General features: G+C 70.9%; 22 protein-coding genes, 1 tRNA gene and 2 riboswitches. Of the genes, 7 read left to right on the top strand and 16 right to left on the bottom strand.

From position 1 onward, the window contains the following. Position 1: 1 nt before the first annotated feature. The 6 genes from KK7_RS0119725 to KK7_RS21380 all read left to right on the top strand — a co-directional run bounded on the left by KK7_RS0119725 (position 2) and on the right by KK7_RS21380 (position 5,791). Positions 2–76: transfer RNA gene (locus tag KK7_RS0119725), tRNA-Glu, on the top strand. Positions 77–207: 131 nt separating this feature from the next. Beyond that, positions 208–933, top strand: coding sequence for a hypothetical protein (locus tag KK7_RS0119720; protein WP_010546364.1), 726 nt, complete (start codon positions 208–210; stop codon positions 931–933). Then, positions 930–3,176, top strand: coding sequence for a hypothetical protein (locus KK7_RS0119715; protein ID WP_100207650.1), 2,247 nt, complete (start codon positions 930–932; stop codon positions 3,174–3,176). Before KK7_RS0119720 ends, KK7_RS0119715 begins: the two co-directional genes overlap by 4 nt. 119 nt (positions 3,177–3,295) lie before the next feature. Beyond that, positions 3,296–3,526 (top strand): hypothetical protein, encoded by a 231-nt coding sequence (locus tag KK7_RS0119710; RefSeq protein ID WP_237709264.1) that lies wholly within the window; start codon positions 3,296–3,298, stop codon positions 3,524–3,526. A 232-nt stretch (positions 3,527–3,758) separates the two neighbouring features. Next, positions 3,759–4,223 (top strand): nuclear transport factor 2 family protein, encoded by a 465-nt coding sequence (locus KK7_RS0119705; RefSeq protein ID WP_010546361.1) that lies wholly within the window; start codon positions 3,759–3,761, stop codon positions 4,221–4,223. A gap of 257 nt (positions 4,224–4,480) precedes the next feature. Beyond that, positions 4,481–5,791, top strand: coding sequence for an alginate export family protein (locus tag KK7_RS21380; protein ID WP_040599470.1), 1,311 nt, complete (start codon positions 4,481–4,483; stop codon positions 5,789–5,791). A gap of 42 nt (positions 5,792–5,833) precedes the next feature. On the opposite strand, the gene KK7_RS0119695 is transcribed toward KK7_RS21380, so the two are convergent. From KK7_RS0119695 to KK7_RS0119660, 8 genes are read right to left on the bottom strand one after another with little or no spacing between them, the layout of a single operon-like run. Then, the gene (locus KK7_RS0119695) at positions 5,834–6,244 is read right to left on the bottom strand and encodes a DUF1636 domain-containing protein (RefSeq protein WP_010546359.1); all 411 of its coding nucleotides are present in this window, start codon (positions 6,242–6,244) and stop codon (positions 5,834–5,836) included. Between the two features lie 18 nt (positions 6,245–6,262). Then, positions 6,263–6,904, bottom strand: a complete 642-nt coding sequence (gene bluB, locus KK7_RS0119690) for a 5,6-dimethylbenzimidazole synthase (RefSeq protein ID WP_040599477.1) — start codon at positions 6,902–6,904, stop codon at positions 6,263–6,265. Next, on the bottom strand, positions 6,901–7,503 hold the full coding sequence (cobO, locus tag KK7_RS0119685; RefSeq protein WP_010546357.1) for a cob(I)yrinic acid a,c-diamide adenosyltransferase: 603 nt from the start codon (positions 7,501–7,503) through the stop codon (positions 6,901–6,903). Before cobO ends, bluB begins: the two co-directional genes overlap by 4 nt. Next, positions 7,500–8,240 (bottom strand): precorrin-6A synthase (deacetylating), encoded by a 741-nt coding sequence (gene cobF, locus KK7_RS0119680; RefSeq protein WP_010546356.1) that lies wholly within the window; start codon positions 8,238–8,240, stop codon positions 7,500–7,502. The genes cobO and cobF overlap by 4 nt, the downstream gene beginning before the upstream one ends. Then, positions 8,237–9,547, bottom strand: coding sequence for a cobyrinic acid a,c-diamide synthase CobB (locus KK7_RS0119675; protein ID WP_010546355.1), 1,311 nt, complete (start codon positions 9,545–9,547; stop codon positions 8,237–8,239). Before KK7_RS0119675 ends, cobF begins: the two co-directional genes overlap by 4 nt. Further along, a complete protein-coding gene (gene cobM / locus KK7_RS0119670) occupies positions 9,544–10,329 on the bottom strand; it encodes a precorrin-4 C(11)-methyltransferase (RefSeq protein WP_010546354.1) in 786 nt (261 codons plus the stop codon). Before cobM ends, KK7_RS0119675 begins: the two co-directional genes overlap by 4 nt. Beyond that, positions 10,326–10,673, bottom strand: coding sequence for a cobalamin biosynthesis protein (locus tag KK7_RS0119665; protein WP_010546353.1), 348 nt, complete (start codon positions 10,671–10,673; stop codon positions 10,326–10,328). Before KK7_RS0119665 ends, cobM begins: the two co-directional genes overlap by 4 nt. Continuing rightward, the gene (locus KK7_RS0119660) at positions 10,670–11,869 is read right to left on the bottom strand and encodes a bifunctional cobalt-precorrin-7 (C(5))-methyltransferase/cobalt-precorrin-6B (C(15))-methyltransferase (RefSeq protein ID WP_010546352.1); all 1,200 of its coding nucleotides are present in this window, start codon (positions 11,867–11,869) and stop codon (positions 10,670–10,672) included. Before KK7_RS0119660 ends, KK7_RS0119665 begins: the two co-directional genes overlap by 4 nt. Between KK7_RS0119660 and KK7_RS0119655 the strand changes: the two genes are divergently transcribed. After that, entirely contained in the window at positions 11,868–12,626 is a 759-nt protein-coding gene (locus tag KK7_RS0119655; RefSeq protein WP_010546351.1) for a cobalt-precorrin-6A reductase, read from the top strand. The genes KK7_RS0119660 and KK7_RS0119655 overlap by 2 nt on opposite strands. Here KK7_RS0119655 and cobJ read toward each other — a convergent pair. The 8 genes from cobJ to KK7_RS0119615 form a co-directional block, all read right to left on the bottom strand. Beyond that, entirely contained in the window at positions 12,593–13,351 is a 759-nt protein-coding gene (gene cobJ / locus KK7_RS0119650) for a precorrin-3B C(17)-methyltransferase (RefSeq protein ID WP_010546350.1), read from the bottom strand. The two genes, KK7_RS0119655 and cobJ, sit on opposite strands and share 34 nt — an antisense overlap. Continuing rightward, positions 13,348–14,073: a precorrin-2 C(20)-methyltransferase gene (locus KK7_RS0119645; RefSeq protein WP_010546349.1), complete on the bottom strand. Its 726-nt coding sequence runs from the start codon at positions 14,071–14,073 to the stop codon at positions 13,348–13,350. The genes cobJ and KK7_RS0119645 overlap by 4 nt, the downstream gene beginning before the upstream one ends. Next, complete coding sequence (locus KK7_RS0119640) at positions 14,070–14,699, bottom strand: precorrin-8X methylmutase (protein WP_010546348.1); 630 nt, start codon at positions 14,697–14,699, stop codon at positions 14,070–14,072. The genes KK7_RS0119645 and KK7_RS0119640 overlap by 4 nt, the downstream gene beginning before the upstream one ends. Continuing rightward, positions 14,699–15,823, bottom strand: a complete 1,125-nt coding sequence (locus tag KK7_RS0119635; RefSeq protein WP_010546347.1) for a precorrin-3B synthase — start codon at positions 15,821–15,823, stop codon at positions 14,699–14,701. The genes KK7_RS0119640 and KK7_RS0119635 overlap by 1 nt, the downstream gene beginning before the upstream one ends. Beyond that, on the bottom strand, positions 15,820–19,182 hold the full coding sequence (gene cobN, locus KK7_RS0119630) for a cobaltochelatase subunit CobN (protein ID WP_010546346.1): 3,363 nt from the start codon (positions 19,180–19,182) through the stop codon (positions 15,820–15,822). Before cobN ends, KK7_RS0119635 begins: the two co-directional genes overlap by 4 nt. Before the next feature lie 15 nt (positions 19,183–19,197). Beyond that, positions 19,198–20,235, bottom strand: a complete 1,038-nt coding sequence (gene cobW, locus KK7_RS0119625) for a cobalamin biosynthesis protein CobW (RefSeq protein WP_010546345.1) — start codon at positions 20,233–20,235, stop codon at positions 19,198–19,200. A gap of 186 nt (positions 20,236–20,421) precedes the next feature. Next, a riboswitch (cobalamin riboswitch) is annotated at positions 20,422–20,640 on the bottom strand. A 27-nt stretch (positions 20,641–20,667) separates the two neighbouring features. Then, the gene (locus KK7_RS0119620; RefSeq protein WP_010546344.1) at positions 20,668–21,669 is read right to left on the bottom strand and encodes a HoxN/HupN/NixA family nickel/cobalt transporter; all 1,002 of its coding nucleotides are present in this window, start codon (positions 21,667–21,669) and stop codon (positions 20,668–20,670) included. 194 nt (positions 21,670–21,863) lie between these two features. After that, a riboswitch (cobalamin riboswitch) is annotated at positions 21,864–22,076 on the bottom strand. A 51-nt stretch (positions 22,077–22,127) separates the two neighbouring features. Continuing rightward, positions 22,128–22,886 (bottom strand): acid phosphatase, encoded by a 759-nt coding sequence (locus tag KK7_RS0119615; RefSeq protein ID WP_010546343.1) that lies wholly within the window; start codon positions 22,884–22,886, stop codon positions 22,128–22,130. Positions 22,887–23,006 lie beyond the last annotated feature (120 nt).

Genomic DNA, 23,006 nt, shown 5'->3' with positions numbered 1-23,006 from the left:
TGGCCCCTTCGTCTAGCGGTTAGGACGCGGCCCTTTCACGGCTGAAACACGGGTTCGATTCCCGTAGGGGTCACCACCTTCACCTTTTCAAAGGCCGAGGTTGTGACGCAGTGGATTGTCTCACAGCCTGTTGTGTGCGTGAATCCCGCATCTCCCTTGATATTCAATCGGGTTGAATAATAGAGCGTTCAACCCTCTAAGGGGGGCGTGCGCCGCTTCGTCCTGCTTCCGCTTCTAGCCTTGTCCGCCTGCAAGCCCGCGACGCCGTGGCCGCCGCTGGTCGTCTGGGCATGGGAGCGGCCCGAGGATCTGCGATTTCTGCCGGAGGACGCCGAGATTGCCGTACAGACGGGATTCGTCGAACTTGCCGGGGACAATTTCCTCGCCCGCGGCCGCCATTCTCCACTGCGCACCGACAAGCCGCCGACTACCGCCGTCGTCCACGTCCAGATTGACGACCGCCGACCGCTCCGCTGGACGCCCGCGCTGCGCGCTCGCGTCGGCACCGCAGTGCTCCACCTTGCCCGCGTTGTGCCTTCGCCTCGCGTGCAGATCGATTTCGAGGTGCGCCAGTCGCAGCGTCAGGTGCTGATCGATCTGCTCCACGACGTCCGCGCCGGCCTGCCGGCAACCATATCGTTGTCGATGACCGCGATCGCCAGCTGGTGTCAGGAGGATTGGCTGGGCGCACTGCCGGTCGACGAGATCGTGCCGATGCTGTTCCGCATGGGCCGGGGCGGCGCCGCGATCCGCGCCCGCATCGAACGCGGCGGCGACTGGGCGGAACCGGCCTGCCGCAACGCACTCGCATTGTCCGCCGACAGCCCCATTGCTCGCATACCGCAAGGGCGTAGGATCTACCTGTTTGCCCCGCAAAGCTGGACGCCCTCCACCTTCGATGCGGTGCGAAAACGGGTGGAGCAATGGCGATGAAGCGGGGATGGTGGTTCGCGGCGACCGCATGTGTCGTGGTCTTGGGGGGAAGCCAGGCATCCGGCTCGGGCGATCCAGGCCCGATCCTCGACTATGTCACCAGCCATGCCTTGCGCCCGATCGACCGCGCCGCCTTCGCCGCCGGTACCGTCGGCATCGTCAAGCCCAGTGCGCCGCCCGCGGTGCGGTATCTCGACTGGCGGCTGCTTACCGGGTTGGAAACAGGTAGCGACGCCGTGGAGGCGCTCGCCACCCCCTGTTGCGGCGATGGGCAGGATCTCACCGGGGTATGGCTCGAGGCGCGGCGGCAGGTGCCCGGCATCGACGGGGAGCTTTACTGGATATCGACCGAGCGGCAGGGGCCCAACTACACCTCCATTCCAACCTGCTTCGGCGACGCCTTCACCACCGCCGCGGCGACGCTCAAAGCGCGGATCGCGGCGCACGGCGCGTCCTCCCCCTGGGTGCGCGCCTGGGTGGAAGCACAAGATCGCGTGTTCGAGGCGTGCAGCAAGGACAGCATCACCCTGCCGCCGCTTGATCCCGGCGCCCCGGCCTGGCTGCGCGCCGACCGGCTGTATCAGCAGGCAGCGCTTGCCCTCTATGACGGCCGCCTCGCCGACGCCGAGGCCGGGTTCGCCGAGATCGGCCGGGACCCCGCCTCGCCCTGGCAGAAGCTTGCGCTGTACCTCCAGACCCGCACCATCCAGCGGGCGGCACTCCGCTCGCGCGACCCCGCGGCCTTCGTCCGTGCCCATGCCGCCATCGCTACGCTCGCCGCCGCGCCGGACGACACCTATGGCAAGGGCGAAGTCGTCCGGATGCAGCAGGTGCTCGACTATAACGAACACCCCGCCACGCTCCGCGACCGGCTCGATCGCGTGCTGAACGCGACGTCGCCTACGCCGGACATCGCGGTCCAGTTCAAGGATTACTGGAGCTTGTCGACCGACAAGCCCGACAAGCCCGAAGCAGCCGACTGGATCGCGACGCTGGGCGCGCGCAATCGCGAGGAGGGGCTCTCCCACGCCACCGATCGCTGGCAGGCGACGCATCGCACCGCCTGGCTGATCGCCGCGCTCGGTCTTGCCCGCCCGGACGATGACGGGATGCTCCCGCTCGCCCAGGCCGCCGATCGCCTCGCCGCCGACGATCCCGCCTGGCTCACTGCCCGCTATCACCTGCTGCGGCTGCGCATCGGCCGCGTGCCCGACGCGACACTTCGTCCCGAAGTCGACGCGCTGCTGGCCCGCCGCGACCTGACACCGTCGGATCGCAACATCTTCCGGTCGATCCGCGCGCAGCTCTCGACCAGCCTCGCCGACTTCACCACCTATGCGCTGCGCCAGCCCTATTGCGAGCCCGGCACGGCCGATTGCCTCGGCGTCCTCGCCGAGGCGCAGCTCGGTCGGCGCGGTAAGGATTTGCTCGGCCTGGGCGACGACGCGCGGATGACGATCGATCGGCTGCCGCTCGCCGAACGGCTGGCACTGGGACGCAGCGCCGATCTGCCTGCCGAACTGCGGCTTGACCTCGCCCTCACCAACTATGTCCGCGCGGTGCTGCTGGGGCGCGACGCGGCGGTGAACGAGACCGCCGGGATCCTCGCTACCCTGCTGCCCCAGGTCCGCACCGACTGGGCAAGGATCCTGCGAACGCCGCCCGGCTCCGACAAGCGCTTCGCCGAAATCTTCGTCATGGCCAAGATTCCCAGCCTGCGTACCGATCTCGCCGACTATACCCGCCCCCATGGCGCGGAAGCGTCGTTCGGCGGCTATTGGGACGACTGGTTCGTACGGCCGCCGCGGAATATGGCGCCGGCCTCCTTCCCGGCCCTGAAAGCCTATTATCAAGATCTATGGTGGGGCGGCGTGCGTGACGACGGGCGGGAAGGCGTCGTCGACCTCACCTGCAACGGCCGCTGCGGCGAAGCCTTTCCCTCCCGCCCGGCGCCCTTTGCCGTGCCCCTGCAGGCGGCGGCGCTCCGTGAACGCGGCGCATTCCGTCGTGCCGCCGATATCGATCGCGGCAGGTCCGGCGGCACGACGCTGTGGGAGGAGGCGCTGGCCTATGTCGCCGCCCATCCGCGCGACCCGCGTGCCGGCGAAGCGCTGTACCGGCTCAACCGGGTGGGACGCTGGGGCAGCAACCACAACCAGCTGAGCAAGCGCGCCTTTCAGCTGCTGCACAGCCGCTATCCGGATACTGTCTGGGCCAGACGATCGCCCTATTACTACAATTGAACGGGGATCGGCCTGACGGCAGCGTCCGGCTGCACGTCCGACGCGTTGGTGGCCTGGAAGCGGCAGATCGAAGCCGCGGGAGAGACTGTATGGATGGATCGAAAGCGCTTGCCCTCGGCATGCGGCGGTCAGCGGAAATGGCGGCGGTGTTCATGATCGGCGATGGCCTGCTCGGATTGCTGCAACCCCGGCGCCATGTTGCGCTCTGGCGATCGAACGTACCGGCCGTGGATGTGCTCGTCCGGCCGTTTGCCGATCGACCGGGTCGGCGACGGGCCTATGGCGCGCTGCAGATCGTCGTCGGCGTCGCGCTTGCCTCCAGATTGAAGTGTAGCGACGACCGGCCCTGATCCAAGGCCCGCCGCCGCTGGGCCACGCTTTGGCCTTGAACGAGGCCGCACCCGTCCTGCAGGATGCACGGCATAATTCGGACATACGCCGGAGGCCTATGACGATCCCAAGTACCGGCGCATCCTGACCAATGCCATCCGCTGGGCTGCACGATCGCGGCCAAACAACTACCGGCAACCCTGCACGCCAAAGTCGGATGTCGGGGTGCCAAGCATAAGGGGGAGCATTCCCATGTTCATACATGCACTGGCGATCGCGCTGCTGAGCGCCGGCCCTGTCCCGCAGACGGACGACGTGGCCGTAGCGCAGATCGAAGCGACCTGCCTGGACTATATCGACGGCCAACTGGAAGGGGACCCCAAGCGTGTCGCGCGATCCCTGCACCCCGATCTCGCAAAGCGCGCGATTATCGGCGATACGCCGGACGAGCGGCTGGGTCTTCGCCGGATGACGAAGGAGGAACTGGTCGACCTGACGCGGCAAGGCGTGCTGCGGACACCGCGGGAAGCGTGGCAACGTGCGTGCCGCATCCTGGACCGAACCAGCGACACAGCCTCGGTTCGTCTCGAAACCAAATGGTTCGTGGACTATTTTCACATGGGTCGTTTTGGCGACCGCTGGGTGATCGTGAACGCGCTATGGTATCCTATCCCACGCGCCGCATCGACATCCAAGCCACCGGCTTCTCCGCAGTGAGCGATAGCGCCCCGTAGCCCTGCTGGTACCGAAACGTGTCGTTGGCTTGGCCCTCTCGACCGGCATTGGCGGAACCGATCGACATCTCCAGGCGGTAGGGGGTTTCCCTTGAACGCGGCAAGGCGCCCGCGCGCTGCGCCCGCGCCTCTATAATGCAGCCTATCATCTGCCCATCCCGCCATGGGCGGGATCCGAACACGAGGTATGCGTTGCCGAATATCGGGCTAGTCCAGGCTGCACGGACCACGGGTTTGCGGGTGCTTCGGCTGCTCGTGCCGCTGGCTCTCATCGCGCCGGCAACGCTCCACGCCCAGGAAGACGGGTTTCAGATCGAGGGGAGTGTTCGGGTTCGGTTCGAGGGGATTGACGGCCAGTTTCGCCCCGGCATCCGCGACACGGGAGCGCTGTTCGTCCGCACGCTGACCCATGCGGAATATCGCAAGGGGCCGGTCCGCATCGGCGGCGAGCTTCAGGATGCGCGAACCTATTTCGATCGGCAGCCTTCCTCGACCGGCACCACCGAGGTCGACACGCTCGAGCCGGTCCAGGCCTATGTCACCGCCGAGCTGACCCGCACCGCCATGCTGCAGGTCGGGCGGATGACGATGGACCTGGGCTCGCGGCGGCTGGTGTCGCGGCAGGTGTTCCGGAACTCCACCAACGCGTTCACCGGCGCGCGCTTCGACTGGTACACCAAGGCCGGCGACGGCGCGACGCTGTTCTGGGTGATGCCGCAGGACAGGCTGCCCAACGACCGCGACAGCATCCTCGACAATGACGTGGCGCTCAACCGGGAGCGGCTGGAGCAGCAGCTGTTCGGTGCGCGCGGCGTGAAGACCCGGGTGATCGCCGGCGCCAGCCTGGAGGGCTATGTCTATCGGCTGGCCGAGCGGGACGCGCCGAACTTCGCAACCCGCGATCGCCGCCTCTGGACGAGCGGCATCCGCGTCTGGCGGCCCGCGCGCATCGGTGCCCTCGACTTCGAGGTGGAGGCCATATTGCAACGGGGCAAGGCCCGCGCCAGCACCGCGGCGAGCGATCGTGCGGACCTGTCCGTCGGTGCCTATTTCGTGCACGCCAGCATCGGCCGCACCTTCAAGGCTCCCTGGTCGCCGCGCCTCGTCCTGTCCTATGATCGCGCCAGCGGCGACGGCCCCGGCGGGAAATATGGCCGGTTCGACACGCTCTTCGGCGCCCGCGTCTTCGAATATGGGCCGAGCGGGCTCTACGGCCCTATCGGCCGTGCGAACCTGAGCTCGCCGGAGGTTCGCCTGGAAGCGCGGCCGGGCAAGCGCTCGGACGGCTATGTCGCGGTTCGCCCGCTGTGGCTGGAGAACGCGACCGACACCTTCGCCAGCACCGGCCTGCGCGATCCGCGCGGCGCCGCCGGCCGCTATGCCGGCACACAGCTCGACACCCGCCTCCGCCGCTGGCTGAAGCCTAACCGCGTGCGCCTGGGCGTCGGTTTATCCCTTCTCGCCAAGGGCAGGTTCCTGCGAAACGCGCCGCGGGCGCCGCAAAGCGGCAACACCCGCTACGGCTTCACCGAGGTCACCTTCAGCTTCTGATCCGGTCGAACGGTGGAGGCGCGCGCGCCCCCCCTTTCCCGCCTAGCCCTCCACGACTTGCCCGGCCGGGGGCACGCGGACGATGAAATGCCCCTTCACGCCCTGCGGCCACTGCCCGAACGGCACGCGGCCATGCTCGCTCTCGGCATAATGGGCGGCATACGCAAGGATCGCGTCCGCCGCTTCGGTATCGGGCGTGAAGCGGCCGAGGACATAGCCGACCTTGCCCGGCGCACGCAGGTGCACGGTGCAATGCTCGGTACAGGCGAACAGGCAGGGCATCTCCTGGATGGCGATGCCGGCATAGCGGGGATCGGTGTCGCGTTGCTGGGTGAGCGCCGCCGCCAGCAGCGCGCCACCGCGCCGGCCCTCACCGTCCTCGCGCGCCTCGGCGGAGAGGCGGCAGGTGTTGCAGACCACGATCGCGGGTCCTTCGGGCACGGGGGTAAGCATGGAAATTCTCCTTGGAAGTCAGCGTTCGAACAACCGGTCGGCCAGCGGCTCGCGCGCCTGCCAGCCACGGCGTTCGAGTTCGGGAAGGTCGGATGGCCCGGCGGGGTAGCCCAGGCAGAGCAAGGCGATCAGCGTCCAGTCGTCCGGCACGTCGAGCAGGGCGGTGACCGCCTGGGGTTCAAGGATGGAAACCCAGCCCATCCCCAGCCCGCGCGTGCGCGCGGCCAGCCACAAAGTGTGAACCGCGGTGACGCAGGAATAGCGCAGCATCTCCGGCATGGTCGCAATGCCGAGGCCTTGGCCAGCCCGGGGCCGCTCGTCGCAATAGACTGCGAGCAGTTCGGGCGCCTCGCGGATGCCGTGGAGCTTGAGCGCGCGATAGGCCTGGCCAGCCTCGCCCGCATAGCGCTCGGCGGCGCGGGCATTGCTGGCGTCGACATGCGCGGCGAGCGCCGCCCGGCACCCGGCCGAGCGGATGCGGACCAGGCGCCAGGGCTGGGCATTGCCCACCGAGGGGGCGAGCGCCGCCGTCGCCAGCACCGCCTGCATCTCGGCCTCGGCGATCGGGCGATCGACGAAGTGGCGCACATCGCGGCGCCAGCGGAGCAGCGTGTCGAAATCGCGCAGAAAGGCCGCGTCGAAGGCCGGACCCTCGCTCAGAACTCGATCCCCTTCTGTGCCTTCACACCGGCGCGGAACGGATGCTTCACCTGGGTCATTTCGGTCACCAGATCCGCCGCCTCGATCAAGGCATCGGGCGCGTTGCGGCCGGTAGCGATGACGTGCTTCATCGGCGGACGCGCGCCGAACACCGCCAGCACCTCGTCCAGCGGGAGATACTCGTAGCGGAGCGCGATGTTCAGCTCGTCGGCGAGCACCATGTCGTAGGAAGGGTCGGCGATCATCCGCTTCACCTCGTCCCAGGCGGTGCGGGTGACGGCGATGTCGCGAGCGCGGTCCTGCGTGTCCCAGGTGAAGCCCTCCCCCATCGGCTTGAACTCGACCTGGTCGGGAAAGGCATCGAACACCGCCTTCTCGCCGGTGACCATCGCGCCCTTGATGAACTGGACTACGCCCACCTTCATCCCGTGCCCGATCGCACGGACCACCATGCCCATGGCGGCGCTGCTCTTGCCCTTGCCCTTGCCGGTGTGGACGATGAGCAGGCCCTTCTCCTCGGTCTTGGTCTCCATCATCGTCGCGCGGGCGGCCTGGATCTTGCGCATCTTCTCGGTATGCGCGGCGTCGTCGCGGGTCATCCTTGGTCCTTTCGCAGCAAATAGACATCCATGATCCAGCCATGCCGCGCACGCAGCGCGGTGCGGGTTTCGACGATGCGCGGCCCCGCCTCGGCCAGCGGCCCGGCGTCGAGCGCCTGGTGCGGCATGCCGAGATAGGCGCCCCACCAGATCGACATGCCGGCCGGATCGAGCGACTGGAAGCCGCAGCACCCGTCAAGCATCACTACCAGCACCTCCGCCCCTCGGGGCCAGCCCGCCGCGCGCAGGCGACGCCCGGTGGTGATCGTCACCGACCCGGCCAGCGGGTTGAGCGGGATGGCATGGGCGGCGGTGAGCGCCTGGATGCTGGTGATGCCGGGCACCACACGGACGACCGTATCAGGCAGGCGCGCGGCAATGCGCAGCGTGCTGTCGTAGAGCGACGGGTCGCCCCAGACGAGCAGCGCCACCGTGCCGCCGCCGGGCAGATGCGCGTCGATCGCAGCGCGCCAGGCGGCGGCGATGGCATCGTGCCAGTCGTGTACCGCGGCGACATAGTCGCCCTCCCCCGCCCGCACCGGCATGTCGAATTCGGCGAGCGGCACGGGCCGGGTCAGCACCGCCGCGCAGATCGTGCGGCGCAGATCGGCCAGGTCGGCGGCATTGTCCTTGCGCGGCAGCAGGACGAGATCCGCCTGGTTCAACGCACGGATCGCCTCGCCGGTCAGGTGATCGGGGTTGCCGGTGCCGATGCCGATCAGCTGCAGCGCGATCATGCGGTGGAGATCCAGTGGAAGAAGCTCCCGGTCACCCGACCGCGCACCGATCCCGTCTCGGCAATCGCATTGCCCTCGGCATCGGTCACCTCGGCGAGGGGCGCATCGGTCTGGGAGACGATGGTGGCGTAGTGGAATTCGTGGCCGGTCATCCGGGCTCCCGCCGCGACGTTCGCCATCGGCGCCTTCAGCGTCGCGCGGCGATAGCCTAGGTGCATCTTGCGCTGGGCATGGCTGGTCACCAACCCGAGCAGCCCGGCCATACGATGCGCCGCACCCGACTTGTCGACCAGCGCCTCGCCGAGCACCATATAGCCGCCGCACTCGCCATGGACCGGCCGCGTCTCCGCGTGGCGGCGCAGGCCGGCGAGGAAGGTGCCCGCGGCGGCGATCGTGCCGCCGTACAGTTCGGGATAGCCGCCGGGTAGCCAGACCAGATCGGCTTCGGCGGCCGGCGCCTCGTCGGCAAGCGGCGAGAAGGGCAGGATCTCGGCCCCCGCCGCCCGCCAGCCCTCCAGAAGATGCGGGTAGAGGAAAGAGAAGGCTGCATCCTGCGCGATGGCGATGCGCTGCCCCGGTGGATCGGTGCGGGCGGCGGTGCCTGCCGCCGTGTCGAGGTGTCCGGCGGCGGCGGCCCGCAGCGCGGCAAGATCGACATGCGCGCCGACAAAGGCGGCATAGGCGTCGATCCGGCCGTCGAGATCGGGATGTTCCACCGCCTGGACGAGGCCGAGATGCCGCTCCGGCAGCGCCAGATCGGCGCGGCGGGGCAGCGCGCCGAGGACCGCGATGCCGGCCGCCGCCATGCCGGCGCGCACCAGCCGCTCGTGCCGCGGACTGGCGACGCGGTTGAGGATCACGCCGGCGAACGGCAGCGCGGAATCCAGCCGGGCGAAGCCGAGCGCCGTTGCCGCCGCCGACTGGGCCTGGCCGCTCACGTCGAGCACCAGCACCACCGGCCAGCCCATCCGCCGGGCGAGGTCCGCGGTGGCACCGGTCCCGCTCGCACCGGCGTGTGCGACGCCGTCGAACAGCCCCATCGATCCTTCCGCCAGCATCAGATCGGCGTCGCTTCCCCGTGCGGTAATGGCGTCGAGCAGGCCCGGCTCCATCGCCCAGCTGTCGAGGTTGAACGAGGCGCGGCCACAGGCGGCGCGGTGGAACGCCGGGTCGATATAATCGGGCCCGTTCTTGAACGGCTGCACGCGAACACCCTGCCCCGCCAGCGCACGCAGCAGGCCGAGCATGACGATCGTCTTGCCGCTGCCCGAGGCAGGGGCGGCGATGACGAGGCCCGGCGGGCTCATTCGGCGGACCCGGCGAAGCGCGAGGTGGCGCTTTGCGGACGGAAGCGGCGGTCATAGCCGGTCGCGTAGAGGCTGCTCTCGCCGAACTGCTCGGCGGCCAGCACCGGGCCGACCAGGATCAGGGCGGTGCGCTCCATGCTGCCGGCGATCGCCGCCTCGACGGTGGCGAGGGTCGCGCGGACGATCCGCTCGTCGGGCCAGCTCGCCCGCCACACCACGGCGACCGGGCAATCCGCGCCATAGGTCGGCAGCAGATCGGCGACGACGGTGGCGAGGTTGTGGATCGAGAGGTGGATGGCGAGCGTCGCACCGGTCGCGGCGAAGTTGGTGAGGCTCTCGCGCGGCGGCATCCGGCTGGCGCGGCCGGGAGTGCGGGTGAGGACCAGCGACTGGCCGAGCTCGGGCAAGGTCAGCTCCGCCTCCAGCGCCGCCGCCGCCGCCGCGAAGGCCGGCACGCCGGGCGTCACGGTGAACGGGATGCCGAGCGCCCGCAGCCGCCGCAGCTGCTCGCCCATCGCCGACCAGACCGAGAGGTCGCCCGAATGCAGCCGCGCCACGTCGTGCCCGGCGGCATGGGCGTCCACGATCTCGGCGAGGATGGCGTCGAGATCCATCGGCGCGGTGTTCACGATCCGCGCGCCGGGCGGGCAATGCGCCAGGATCGCCTCCGGGATCAGCGAGCCGGCATAGAGGCACACCGGGCTCGCCGCGATCCGGTCGCGGCCGCGCAGGGTAAGCAGGTCGGGCGCGCCGGGGCCGGCGCCGATGAAATGGACGGTCATGGACAGCTTCCTTGGGCGATGGCGCAGGTCGCCATCCGGTCGGGGGAGACGATGCGCGGCACGAGCAGCCGCGCGCCCGGCCCTGCGGCGGCGAGCGCGGCGGCCTCGGCGACGCTGCCGGTGCCGCGCGCGGCGAGGCTGGCGGCGGAGCGGGTCGGCGTGGGAATGCCCGCCAGCGTCGCCGTCGGAAGCATCGGCAGGCCGAACCCGGCGAGCAGCGGCAGCTTGTCGGGCAGGCTGGCGACATGGGTGACCGGCGGAACACCCTGCTGGGCGAGCGCCAGTGCGGCGCGCAGCGACTCCAGGGTCGCGCCCGAGCGATAGCCGAAGCCGGCGACGATCATCGCGTGACGCTCCACTGCACCACCGGATAGCGCGCCTTCCAGCCATGGCGCCCCCCGAGCGGCACCGCGTCGGCAAGTTCGATCCGCATCAGGTCGCCCCCCGCCTTGCCGTGCCAGCGGGCGAGCAGCGCCTCCGACTCCAGCGTCACCGCATTGGCGACCAGCCTGGTGCCGCCGGGCAGCCGCGCCCACAGTGCCTCCAGCAGCACCGGCGACAGCCCGCCGCCGACGAATACCGCATCCGGCGCCTCGCCTTCGGGCAGCAGGTCGGGCGCGCGGCCATGGAGGACGGTGAGCCGATCGACCCCCAGCGCGGCGGCATTGCCCCGGGCACGCTCGGCCCGAAGGGCATCCGCTTCCACCGCGATCGCCCGGTTGGCGGGGTGTGCGAGCAGCCATTCGATCCCGATCGACCCCGACCCCGCGCCGAGGTCCCACAGCAGCTCCCCCGGCCGCGGCGCCAGCGCCGACAGGGTGAGCGCGCGCACCGGGCGCTTGGTCAGCTGGCCGTCCGAGGCGAACCAGGTGTCGGCACGCCCGCTTGTCGCCGGCAGCACCGCCCCCTCGCCCGCCACCTCGATCCCGATCGTAACCGGATGGGCGACATCGGCCAGCGCGTAGCTGCCCGCCTGTACCTCGCGGACGCGCTCGCGCGGGCCACCCAATGCCTCCAGGACATGCAGCACCGACGGGCCGAAGCCGAGGCCGTCGAGCCAGGCCGCGAGCGTCGCCACCGCCTGTCCGTCGCGGACCAGCACCAGCAGGCGCTGCCTGGGCGCGAGATGCGGCCGCAGCCGCGTGAACGGGGCCGCGTGGAGGCCGAGGCACGGCGTATCCTGCAGCGCCCAGCCGAGCCGAGAGGCCGCGAGCGCGAAGCTGGAGGGCGCCGGATGGGCGATCCACTCGGCCGGCGCCAGATCCCGCGTGACGCTGCTCCCCGCGCCGAACCAGAAGGGGTCACCCGAGGCGAGCAGCACCACCCGCCGGCCGCGCGCGGCAAGCAGCATCGGCAGCCCTTCGGCGAACGGCACTGGCCATTGGCGGACTTCGCACCTAAGCCCCGGCAGCAGCGCGAGATGGCGGGCGGCACCCATCACCAGCTCGGCCGCGTCCAGCGCCGCGCACGCGGCCACGGACAGCCCGTCCACGCCGTCCTCGCCGAGGCCGAGGATCGTCAACCAGGGGGAGTCAGCCATGCCGAACGTCCTGCTGCTGGGCGGCACCACCGAAGCGAGCGCGCTCGCCCGCCTGCTTGCCGCGCATGGCCTGCCGGCGACGCTCAGCTATGCCGGCCGCACCGACAGCCCCCGCCCCCAGCCGGTGCCGGTGCGCATCGGCGGCTTTGGCGGCGTGGCGGGGCTGGCCGCCTATCTGCGCGAACAGCGGGTGACGCATCTGGTCGACGCCACCCATCCCTTCGCGGCGACGATGAGCGGCCATGCGGTGGCGGCCGCCGCACAGGCCGGCGTGCCGCTGGTCGCGCTCACCCGCGCGGCATGGACACCCGAGGCCGGGGACCGCTGGCAACGGGTGCCGGACATCGCCGCGGCGGTGGCGGCGCTTGCCGGGCCGCCCCGGCGCATCCTGCTGGCGCTCGGCCGGATGCATGTCGCGGCGTTCGCGGCCCAGCCCCAGCACCACTATGTCCTGCGCTTCGTCGATCCTCCCGCCGAGCCCCCGGTGCTGCCCCGCCACCATCTGGTGGTCGACCGGGGCCCGTTCACGCCGGCGGGCGACCAGGCGCTGATGACGGCGCACGGCATCGATCTGGTGGTCTGCAAGAATGCCGGCGGCAGCGGCGCCGCGGCCAAGCTGGTCGCCGCCCGCGCGCTGGGCATTCCGGTGCTGATGATCGACCGTCCGGCGCTGCCGCCCCGGCGGGAAGTGACCGATCCGCAAGCGGTGCTCGACTGGCTCGCTCATGCGCCCTCCGCCACGAAACGGGGGGTGTAGAGGATCGGAGATCCCGGCCTGTCGATGCGGCGGGTTCGGCTGGAGCCGAGGATCACCATCGTGCGCATGTCCGCCATGTCGGGCCGTGCGTCCGCCAGGGAGACGATCCGCAGTTCCTCCTCCGGCGTGGAGACGGCGCGGGCGAAAAGCATCCAGCGATCCGGACCGCAGCAGTCGCGCAGCAGATCCAGCACGCGGGCGAAGCCTTCCGGCCGTGCCCTGGAGCGCGGATTGTAGAACGCCATGGCGAAATCCGCCTCCGCTGCCAGACGCAGCCGCTTCTCGATCAATGCCCAGGGCTTCAGATTGTCCGAGAGGTTGATCGCGCAGAAATCATGGCCGAGCGGCGCCCCGGCGCGGGCACTGGCTGCCAGCATCGCGGTGATGCCGGGGAGCACGCGGATGTCGAGCGCGCGCCAGGCCCCCGGTCCCGCCTCCAGCGCTTCGAACACCGCCGCCGCCATCGCGAATACGCCCGGATCGCCCGAACTGACAACGACTACCCGTCGCCCCCTCGCGGCGAGGCCAAGGGCGAGCGCCGCGCGGTCCAGCTCGACGCGGTTGTCCGAGGCGTGCAGCACCAGCCCTTCGCGCGGCGCGACCCGTGCGACATAGGGGATGTAGCCGACAATGTCGGTCGCATCGGCCAGCGCTTCGGTCACGTCGTGGGTGACCAGCGCGTCGTCCCCCGGCCCCAGCCCGGCGATGACCAGCCAGCCGCTCATGGCCGCCGCCCCCGGCCGTGGATGAGCAGGATCGAGAAATAGGGGGTTACGCTGGTCGCCTGGGCGAGCGGAGTCACTCGCTGCTCCGGCATGGCGGCATGTTCGACCAGCCAGGCCTCGTCCTCGCGCCCGGCCTCCGCAACCGCGCGGCGCAGCTTGGCCAGGTTCCGGCCGATCTTCATCACCACCAGCGCATCGGTATCGCGGATGCGGCGGACGAGTTCCGCCTCGGGGAGCGTGGCCATCGCAATCGTGAGGACATCGTCCCCCCAGGTGATCGGCTGGCCGGTAGCGTTCCAGGCGCCGGCCATGCCGGTGATCCCCGGCACCACCGCCACCGGCACCTGCCCCGAAAGCCGGGAATGGAGGTGCATGAACGAGCCGTAGAAGAACGGGTCGCCCTCGCACAGCACCACCACGTCCTCGCCGGCCCGCGCCAGCGCCAGCAGGCGTTCGGTACAGGTCGCGTAGAAGGCCGAGAGACAGGCATTGTAGCGCGGATCGGAGACGGGGATCTCGGTGGTGACCGGATATTCCATCGGCAGTTCGATGGCGTCGGCGCGCAGCATGCCCTCGGCGATGCGCCTGGCCTGGCCCGGTCGCCCGGCCTTCCGGAAATAGGCGACATGACGCGCGCCGCGGACCAGCCGGTCGGCCCGTACGCTGAGCAGGTCGGGATCGCCGGGTCCCAGACCGACGCCGTGGATCGTGCCCGGGGTCATTCGGCGCGGCTCGCCAGCGCGTTGATCGCGGCGACGGTGATCGCGCTGCCGCCCAGCCGCCCCTCGACGATGCAGCAGGGCACCGGTGGCGCGGACCAGAGCGCCGCCTTGGACTCGACCGCGCCGACGAAGCCGACCGGGCAGCCGATGATCGCGGCCGGGCGCGGACAGTGCGGATCCTCGAGCATGTTGAGCAAGTGAAACAGCGCGGTCGGGGCATTGCCGATCGCCACCACTGCCCCGCCGAGATGCGGCCGCCACAGCTCCACCGCCGCAGCCGAGCGGGTGGTGCCCATCTCGTGCGCCAGGGCAGGAACGTGCGGGTCCTGCAGGGTGCAGAGCACCCGGTTGTTGGCCGGCAGCCGGGCGCGGGTGATGCCTTCCGAGACCATCCTTGCGTCGCACAGGATCGGGGCACCGTCCTGCAGGGCTGCCCGCGCAGTGCGCGCGAAGCCGGGAGAAAAGCGGATATGCTGCGCCAGTCCCACCATCCCGGCTGCATGGATCATCCGCACCGCCACCGGCTCTTCCTCCGCCGAGAAGCGGGCGAGATCGGCCTCGGCGCGGATCGTCGCGAAAGACTGCCGGTAGATGGCGGTCCCATCGGTTTCGTAGACGTGCGGCATCAGGACTTTCCGAGGAGGGCGAGGAGCGCGGCGGGTTCGAGGCCGACATGATCGGGTGGCGCGCCGGCTGTCGCGTCGAAGGCGAGGTCGAGCAGGCCGTTCCGCCCGGTTACGGTCACGTCCGCTGGCAGGGCGCGGGCACACCCCTTGGCGCAGCCCGAGACGTGCAGGCGTCCGTCGACCTGCGGCGCGAGCGCGCGGGCGAGGCTGCGGGTCTCGACGCTCGCCTGCGGACAAGCCGGGGCACCGGCGCAGGCATCGGTGCGCAGCAGCGGGTCGGCGGGGTCCGCGAGGAAGCGGGGATCGGCGGCGAGCGGGCCCTCGGCGAGCAGTACCCGCCACGGCGTGACCCGCACCGCCGCGATGGGCTGCCCGGCGAGGACGGCGAGGCTGTCCGCCGTCATCTGGCCGAAGGGCGCGCCGACGGCCGACCCCATGGGGTGCGCGCCGGGCAGGATCGCGGTGCGGGGTGCGGCGGGCGGCTCGGTGCCCAAGGCCCAGTCGGGCAGCGGCGCTGTGTGGCGGGCCATCCGTCCGGCGGCCACCCCGCCGCTATCGACGAACCAGCGGGCGAGCCGCGCCAGCGCCGCGGCCTCGTCGCCAGGTGCGAGCGGCATGCCGGTGCCCCGCCCCTCGGCACGCAGGATCAGGCCGCCGGCTTCGCCCCGCTCGATGCGGAAGTCGCCCGGTGCGTCTCGGAGCAGCGGCGCCGGGCCGGCATCGATCACGAAGCCCGTCTTGCCGGGCAGCGCCGGCAGCGCGTCGATGCGCGCCAGCAGATCGGTGGCGATCCGATGCGTGTCGTCGCCCTGTTCCCAGTCCGGCGCGACGATCAGGGTGCGCCGGCGCTCACGGGTCCGGTCGGGATCGACCAGCGCGTGCGCGGTCAGCAGGTCGAGGAGCGCGGGCCAGCCCGCGTCCGACACGCCGCGCAGCTGAAGGTTGGCGCGGTTGGTCAGGTCGACCAGCCCGTTGCCGAAGCGTGCGGAAGCGTCCGCGAGCAGGGCCAGCTCCGCGCGGGTCAGCCGCCCCAGCCGGGGCTTCACCCGCACCAGCAGTCCGTCCCCCGCCGCCATCGGCCGCCAGGCATCGGGGCACCAGCCGCGCACCGCAAAGCCGCTCATGCCGTGCTCCCCAGACTGGCGAGGATGGAGTTGCGCCGGGTCGGCCAGAGACCGGCGGCATGGAGGGCGGCGAAGCGCGCCTCCATCGCGGCGAGCGCAGCGGGGTTCTCGCGGGCGAGAAAGGCGCGCACCTCGGGCGCGCCGAGCGTCGCGTCGTGATAGAGGTCGAACAGCTGGGGCGGGACGGCACCGGCGAGATGCGCGAAGCTGCCGAGATGGTCGAGCGTCGCCGCGATCTCCGCCGCCCCGCGAAAGCCGTGGCGCAGCATGCCCGAGATCCAGCCCGGATGCGCCGCACGGGCGCGGACCACCCGCGCGACCTCCTCGGTCAGCGGCCGCGCGACGGCACGCGCCGGATCGTGGCTATCGAGATGATAGAGCGCCGCCGCCCGCCCGCCGCCGAGCGCCTTCGCCGCCGCGAAGCCCGCCTCGTGCGCGGCATAGTCGGCGGCGAGCAGCAGGTCGGTCTCGGCCAGGTCCTGGACATGGACAAAGGTATCGGCACTCGCCACCCGGGCGCGGATGCCCGCCGGATCGGCCTGCGCCTCGGGCAGGTCGAACGCATGATCGGATGCGACGAGCCACGCCTCCCCCGCAGCACGCCGGGCGTCCTCCGTATAGGTGTCCACCGTGGCGCCCATGCCGAGGCCATAGTCGCCCGGCTGCGGGCCATAGACGCGCGCACCCGCTACCTGCCCGGCGAACGGGTTCCAGTCGGCCGGCTCGTCGCGCGCCGCCAGCGCCCGCACCGCCTGGCCGAACAGCTGGGGCAGCGTCGGGAAGGCATCGCGGAACAGGCCGGAGATGCGCAGTGTCACGTCGATCCGAGGCCGGTCGAGCATCGCCAGCGGCAGGATCTCCACGCCGGTCACCCGCTCCGATGCGCTGTCCCACACGGGCGCCGCGCCGAGCAGATGCAACGCCATTGCGAATTCCTCGCCGGCGGTGCGCATCGTCGCCGAACCCCACAGGTCGACGACCAGCCCCTTGGGATAGTCGCCATGGTCCTGCAAATGCCGGCGGATCAGCTCGTCGGCGAGAACGATCCCCTGGGCGTGGGCGGCGCGCGAAGGCACCGCGCGGGGATCAATGGCGTAAAGATTGCGGCCCGTCGGCAGCACGTCGCGGCGACCGCGGAAGGGCGAGCCCGAGGGCCCGGCCGGGACGCGCCGCCCGGCCAGCCCGGCCAGCAGCCCGTCCCGCTCCGCCGCGCCGCATTGGCCCCGCCCGAAGACGTGGAGGCCGTCGCCGAACTGGCCCTCCTTCACGTCGCAGACGAAGCGATCGATCCGGGTGATTGCCTCGGCGGTACTGGTGGCGGTGTCGAGCCCCAGCTCCGCGTCCAGCCCCACCGCGCGCGCCTCTTCGCGGATCGCGACCTGCAGCCGGTCGCGCCGGGCGGGGTCGAGGCCCACCGCATTGGAGAATTCGTCGAGCAGCGCCTCGATCCGGCCGAGCCCCGCCCCGCTTCCGGCAGTCTTCAGCGGGGGCGGAAGATGGCCGATGGTCACCGCGCCCGTGCGGCGTTTGGCCTGGGCGGCCTCGCCCGGATCGTTGACGATGAAGGGGTAGAGGATCGGCAGGTCGCCGGCCAGGGCCTCGGGCCAGCAGGCATCGGAAAGTGCCACCGCCTTGCCCGGCAGCCATTCCAGCGTGCCATGGGCACCGACCTGCACCAGGGCGTCGATCGCCTGCGCCCGCAGCCACAGGTAAAAGGCGACATAGCCGTGGCGCGGCACACGGGCGGTGTCGTGATAGCTGTCTTCCCGCGTGGCGGGATCGCCCCGCTCGGGCTGGAGCGCGATCAGCAGCGCGCCACAGCGCAGCGCCGGGAAATGGAAGCTGCCCTCATGGCAGAGGCTGTCCGCCTCCGGCGCTCCCCAGGCTGCGTCCAGCGCGGTGCGCAGCGCCTCCGGCAGGGCGGCGAGGGCCCGTCGATAGTCGGCCAGCGGCCAGTGCAGCCGTTCCCCCTGCAACCGCGCGGCCAGGTGCGTCACCGGCACGCCCAGATCGGCGGCAATGGCTTCGGCCGAGGCCAGCGCATCCAGTCCCACGGCATGGGCGAGTTGCCACGCCTTACCCGGATAGGTGGAGAGAAGGAGCGCGACCCGTCGTTCGGCGGGGGGCTTGGCGGCGCGTGCGATCCAGCCGGCGACACGATCGACGATGGCCCCGATCCGTTCGGGCTCCGGCGCGTGGACGGTGCGCGCAAAGCCCAGTGCCGCGTCGCGCGCTTCCGCCTGTTTGAAGCTGGCGACGCCCGCAAAGATGCGGCCGTCGATCTCCGGAAGGACGACGTGCATGGCAAGATCGGCGGGCGACAGACCGCGATCGCCCCCTGCCCAGGCGGCGCGCGGCGTGGTGGCAAGCGCCAGCTGGAACACCGGCACGCCGGCTGCGTCGAGCGGCGAACGGCCCGCCGCGTCGCAGGCGGAAAAGGCGGTGGCGTTCACGATCGCGGCGGGAGCGAGCGCGCGCACCCAGGCCTCCACCTGTGCGCGGGCATCGGGCGCCTTGAGCGAGGGCACGAAGATCGACAGCGCGTCGAAGCCCTTTCGTTCGAACGCTTCATGGAGCGCCGCGAAGGGCGCGACGTCGCAGGCGGCGAGATAGGAGCGATAGAAGACGATCAGCACCAGCGGTCGGCCGGTGCGGGTCCAGCCTTGGCGCTCCGCATCCCCACTCACACTGTCATCCCCGCGAAGGCGGGGATCCCTTTGCCAGGACGCTGGGGGCAGGGTCCGAGAGGTTCCCACCAATGGATCCCCGCCTTCGCGGGGATGACGGGTATAGGGTAGGAACGCGCCATGTTCCGGATGCCACAGGCCGAAGCCCGGTAGCGGGGTGTAGGGGGCAGCGGCGTCACCGCCGATCCCCGCCGCCCTCGCCAGCACCCCCAAGGCCGCTCGCGCCGCGTCGGCGCCGCCCGCATCACACAAGGCCCGCAACTCCCGCAGCACAGGCTCCGCCACCGTCGATGCCGCATCGAGCCGCGCGTCCGGCCGACCGTCCGCCGGCAGCACCGCCAGGGCTATTCTCCGCGCGCGCGCCAGCGCCTCCACCTGCTGCAGGCCGTAGCTCCAATAGGGCATGCCACCGATCAGCCGGATCAATATGCCCTTCGCGCCCGACAAGGTCCGCTCGACATAGGTGTCGACCGAGAGCGGGTGCATCAGCGCCGCCAGGTTGGCCAGCCGCAGCGAGGGCAGCACATCCTTGCCGCCATGCCACGCCGCCGCGAACGCACCGAGGTCGCTGTCGGAGAAGGACAGCACGACCAGCTCCGCGGGCGCCTGCCCGAGGTCCTGGGGCACGGCATTTTCCTCCAGCCCATGCGTTTCGCGGAACAGGACGTGCATCGCGTGCCGCCCGGCTCAGCCGGCCAGCACTGCGCGGAACGCGTCGGGGTTCACATCGTCATGCTCGGCGATCGCGACCAGCGCGGTGCCGCGTGGCTCTCCGGCACGCCAGGGGCGGTCGTACTGGTGCCGCACCCGCGCACCGACTGCCTGGACCAGCAGCCGCATCGGCTTGCCGGCCACCGCCGCATAGCCCTTCACCCGCAGTACCTTGTGCTCGCGCGCCAGCCGCTCGATCCGCGCCACCAGTTCGGCCGGGTCGGCGATCTCGCCGAAGGTGACGACGGTGCTGTCGAAATCCTCATGCTCGTGATCGTCCTCGCCGTCATGGTGCGAGGGCCGTGCGGCGAGGTCGTCCTCGGCGGCGGCGCCCAGCCCCAGGATCACCCGCGGATCGATCGCACCCTCGCGGATCTCCACCACCGGCACCGGGCGCGGCGCCTCGGCGGCGATCACCGCGCGGGCGGCGGCGACCCCCTCGGGCCCCGCCAGATCCACCTTGGTCAGCAGCACCATGTCGGCGCAGGCGAGCTGGTCCTCGAACACCTCGGCGAGCGGGGTCTCGTGATCGATCCCCGGATCGGCCGCGCGCTGCGCCTCCAGCGCGACGAGATCGGGCGCGAACCGGCCCTCGGCAACGGCTTCGGCATCGGCCAGCGCCAGCACGCCGTCGACGGTGATGCGGCTGCGGATCGCCGGCCAGTCGAACGCCTTGAGCAGCGGCTTGGGCAGCGCGAGGCCCGAGGTCTCGATCAGGATGTGATCCGGCCGCGGCTCCAGCGCCAGCAGCCGCTCGACGGTGGGGATGAAATCGTCGGCGACGGTGCAGCAGATGCAGCCATTGGCCAGCTCGACGATGTTCTCCGCCGGGCAATCGGGGATGGCGCAGGATTTGAGGATCTCGCCATCGACGCCCAGCGTGCCGAATTCGTTGACGACCACCGCGAGGCGGCGCCCCCCGGCGTTCTGGATCAGGTGGCGGATCAGCGTGGTCTTGCCCGCGCCGAGAAAGCCGGTGACGATGGTGACGGGGACCTTGGCAAGGTCGGTCATGAACTCTTCCCCCCCGCGCCGGAGCGACCAGGCGGGGGCTTGCCAGAACCAACGTCCGGCCGGCGCGCGACGACGGGCGGGCGCGAAGGACGCCCGACACCACGCGACCGTGCAGCCCCAGCCGCACAGCTTCGTCGCTCGAACGGAAGCAAATACCGTGCCGCGGCCATCCCCTGGACCAAGGCAAGAGCGACCGTTGCGCCGGCAGGTCTCCTGGCTTGCGGGTCACGGCACGCTGCACGCCTTCCCAGGCCTTGCCGGCCCAGTGGCTGCCCCTCAGACGGGGCCAGTGCATCGCGCTATCCGCTCACAGTTGCAGGGACAGCCGCGGATTTGGGGATTATTCCCCGCACCGCATTCCCGATTAAGCCCGTTCTACCGGGCACCGGCGCGATCTTTGCGAAGGTCCGCGAGGAACCCTCTGGTACGGCTCTAGCCGCGCACCTCGATCTCGTCCAGCCTCTGCCAGCGATAGATGGCGAAGCTCACCAGCCAGCAGCCGACGAACAGCCCGATGATCGCAAAGCCCAGCCCGTTGAAATGCGCGCCGAGATCGACGGCGAGGCCGAAAGCGCCGCCGCTCCAGCCCATCTTGTCGCCGATCAGCGCCAGCGTCTCGATCCCGCCGATCACGATCGCGACCAGTGCGGAGATGAGCGTGATGGTGACGTTGTAGTAGAGCTTGCGGATGGGCTTCACGAACGCCCATTGATAGGCGCCCAGCATCACCACCCCGTCCAGCGTGTCGACCAGCGCCATCCCCGCCGCGAACAGCGCCGGCAGCACCAGCAATGTGCCGAGCGAGACGCCGTGCGCCGCCTGCCCCGCCGACATGCCGAGGATCGCCACCTCGGTAGCCGTGTCGAACCCGAGCCCGAACAGGAAACCCAAGGGTGCCATGTGCCAACTCTTGCTGACCAGACGGAACATCGGGCCGAACAGCTTCGACAGCGGCCCGCGCGCGGCGAGCAGCAGGTTGAGATCGTCCTCGACATAGGCGCCGCCGGCGCGGACATGGGCGAAGGTCTTCCACACCGATCGCAGGATGATCAGGTTCATCGCGGCGATGGCGAACAGGAAAAGCGCCGAGACCCCGGTGGCGACGACGCCGCCCAGTTCCTTCAGGGCCCCCATACCCGCCAGCGCGCCGGTCGCCAGCCCGATGCCGGCGGAGGCGATGGCGATGATCCCCGAATGGCCGATCGCAAACCACAGGCCGGTGGCGATCGGGCGCTGGCCGTCGTTCATCAGCTTGCGGGTGACGTTGTCGATCGCGGCGATATGGTCGGCATCGACCGCGTGGCGCAGCCCCAGCCCCCAGGCGAGCAGCGCCGTGCCGAGCATCAGCGGCTGGGCGTGGAACAGGGCGAAGGCCCAGCCCCAGGCAGCGAGATTGGCGGCGATCAGCCCGGCGAACAGCAGGGCAACGCGCATGCGTAGCGAAATGGCAGCCAAGAAACGGCACTCCGGCGGCGTCGTGCGACCTGGCCGGGGCCTGCCGCGCACGGCCGGCTGCCCTTCCCGACCGGACGCCGAGCGACCGGGCCGAGCAGCCGCAAGCGGCCCCCGCCGCTCATGCGTCGCTCAGACGGAGTACACCGTGCCGCGGCCATCCCCTGGACCAGGGCAAGAGCGACCGGACGCCGGCAGGTCTCCTGGCTTGCGGGTCACGGCACGCTGCACGCCTTCCCAGGCGCTGCCGCCCAGTGGCTGCCTCTCGAAGGAGGCCAGTGCATCGCGCTATCCGCTCACAGTTGCAGGGACAGCCGCGGATTTGGGGAGCACGCTCCCCGCACCGCATTCCCGATTAAGCCCTGCCAAGGGCACCGGCGCGATCGAGCCGCCTGCCTAGGCGATGCCGTGGCCGGGATCAACCGCGCCGGCGCCGCCGCTCACCAGGGGCGGACGGCGAGCGCGTGGGCCTCTGCGGCGCAGGTCCGTTCGTCAGGCCGCGGGGCGCTGGCGGCGAGCGCCGCGACTTCCGCCCGCGCCGCCTCCACGTCGCGGCGGAATGCCGGGGCGCCATGCAGGGCGGCGACGACGACCGCTCCGGCCATGAATCCCGCCTCGACCGCGCTCCTGCTGTGCGAACCGCAGATAGCCCGGCTCTCGCCATAGGCCCGGCCGCGCGCGAGGATGGCGGTCGCGCGCTCCGGCATCACCTCGGCCAGGATCAGCGCTTCCATCCAGCCATTGGCGGTATGACCCGACGGATAGTCGCCATTGCCGGCCAGGTGCGCGGTCTTCGGCTCGCAAATCTCCCCGTTGGTGCGCAGATAGGGGCGCGGCACCTGATAGGCGGCCTTGACCCTGGACACGACGGGGCCGGTGGCGGCGCGATCGAGCAGATGAGCCAGCGCCGGCGCGCGGCGGGCATCCAGCACCATGTGCATCGCGCAGGCATTTCTGCGCAGCGGATCGTTGGTCACGTCATCGGTCGCGATCTGCCAGCGCTGGGTGCCGGCCAGCCGGCGGGTGTCGCGGAAGATCTTCAGGTCGAGCGCCGCCGCCGCGCTGCCCGGCGGCGGCGGCGGCGGCAGGATAGCCATGCCGTCGGGATAGGCTTCGGGCGCAAGATAGGCGCCGGTATCTGGCGACTGGGGGGCGGCGAGCATCAAGGCGGCAACCGCAGCCCCTACGACACGGATCATGCGTGAAACTCCTCCCTGGGATGGCAACGGGGCGCCGTCGGCCGGCCAATCCGCACGCGCCTAGCATAGCGCCTCTCTGCAAGACTATGTAGTTTTACAGATGCTCCTGTTATGCACAGT

The sequence above is a fragment of the Sphingomonas elodea ATCC 31461 genome, assembly GCF_000226955.1.
Lineage (GTDB): Bacteria > Pseudomonadota > Alphaproteobacteria > Sphingomonadales > Sphingomonadaceae > Sphingomonas > Sphingomonas elodea.
The sequence above is the reverse complement of the archived record's forward strand: the minus strand, read 5'-3'. Positions and strand labels throughout refer to the sequence as shown.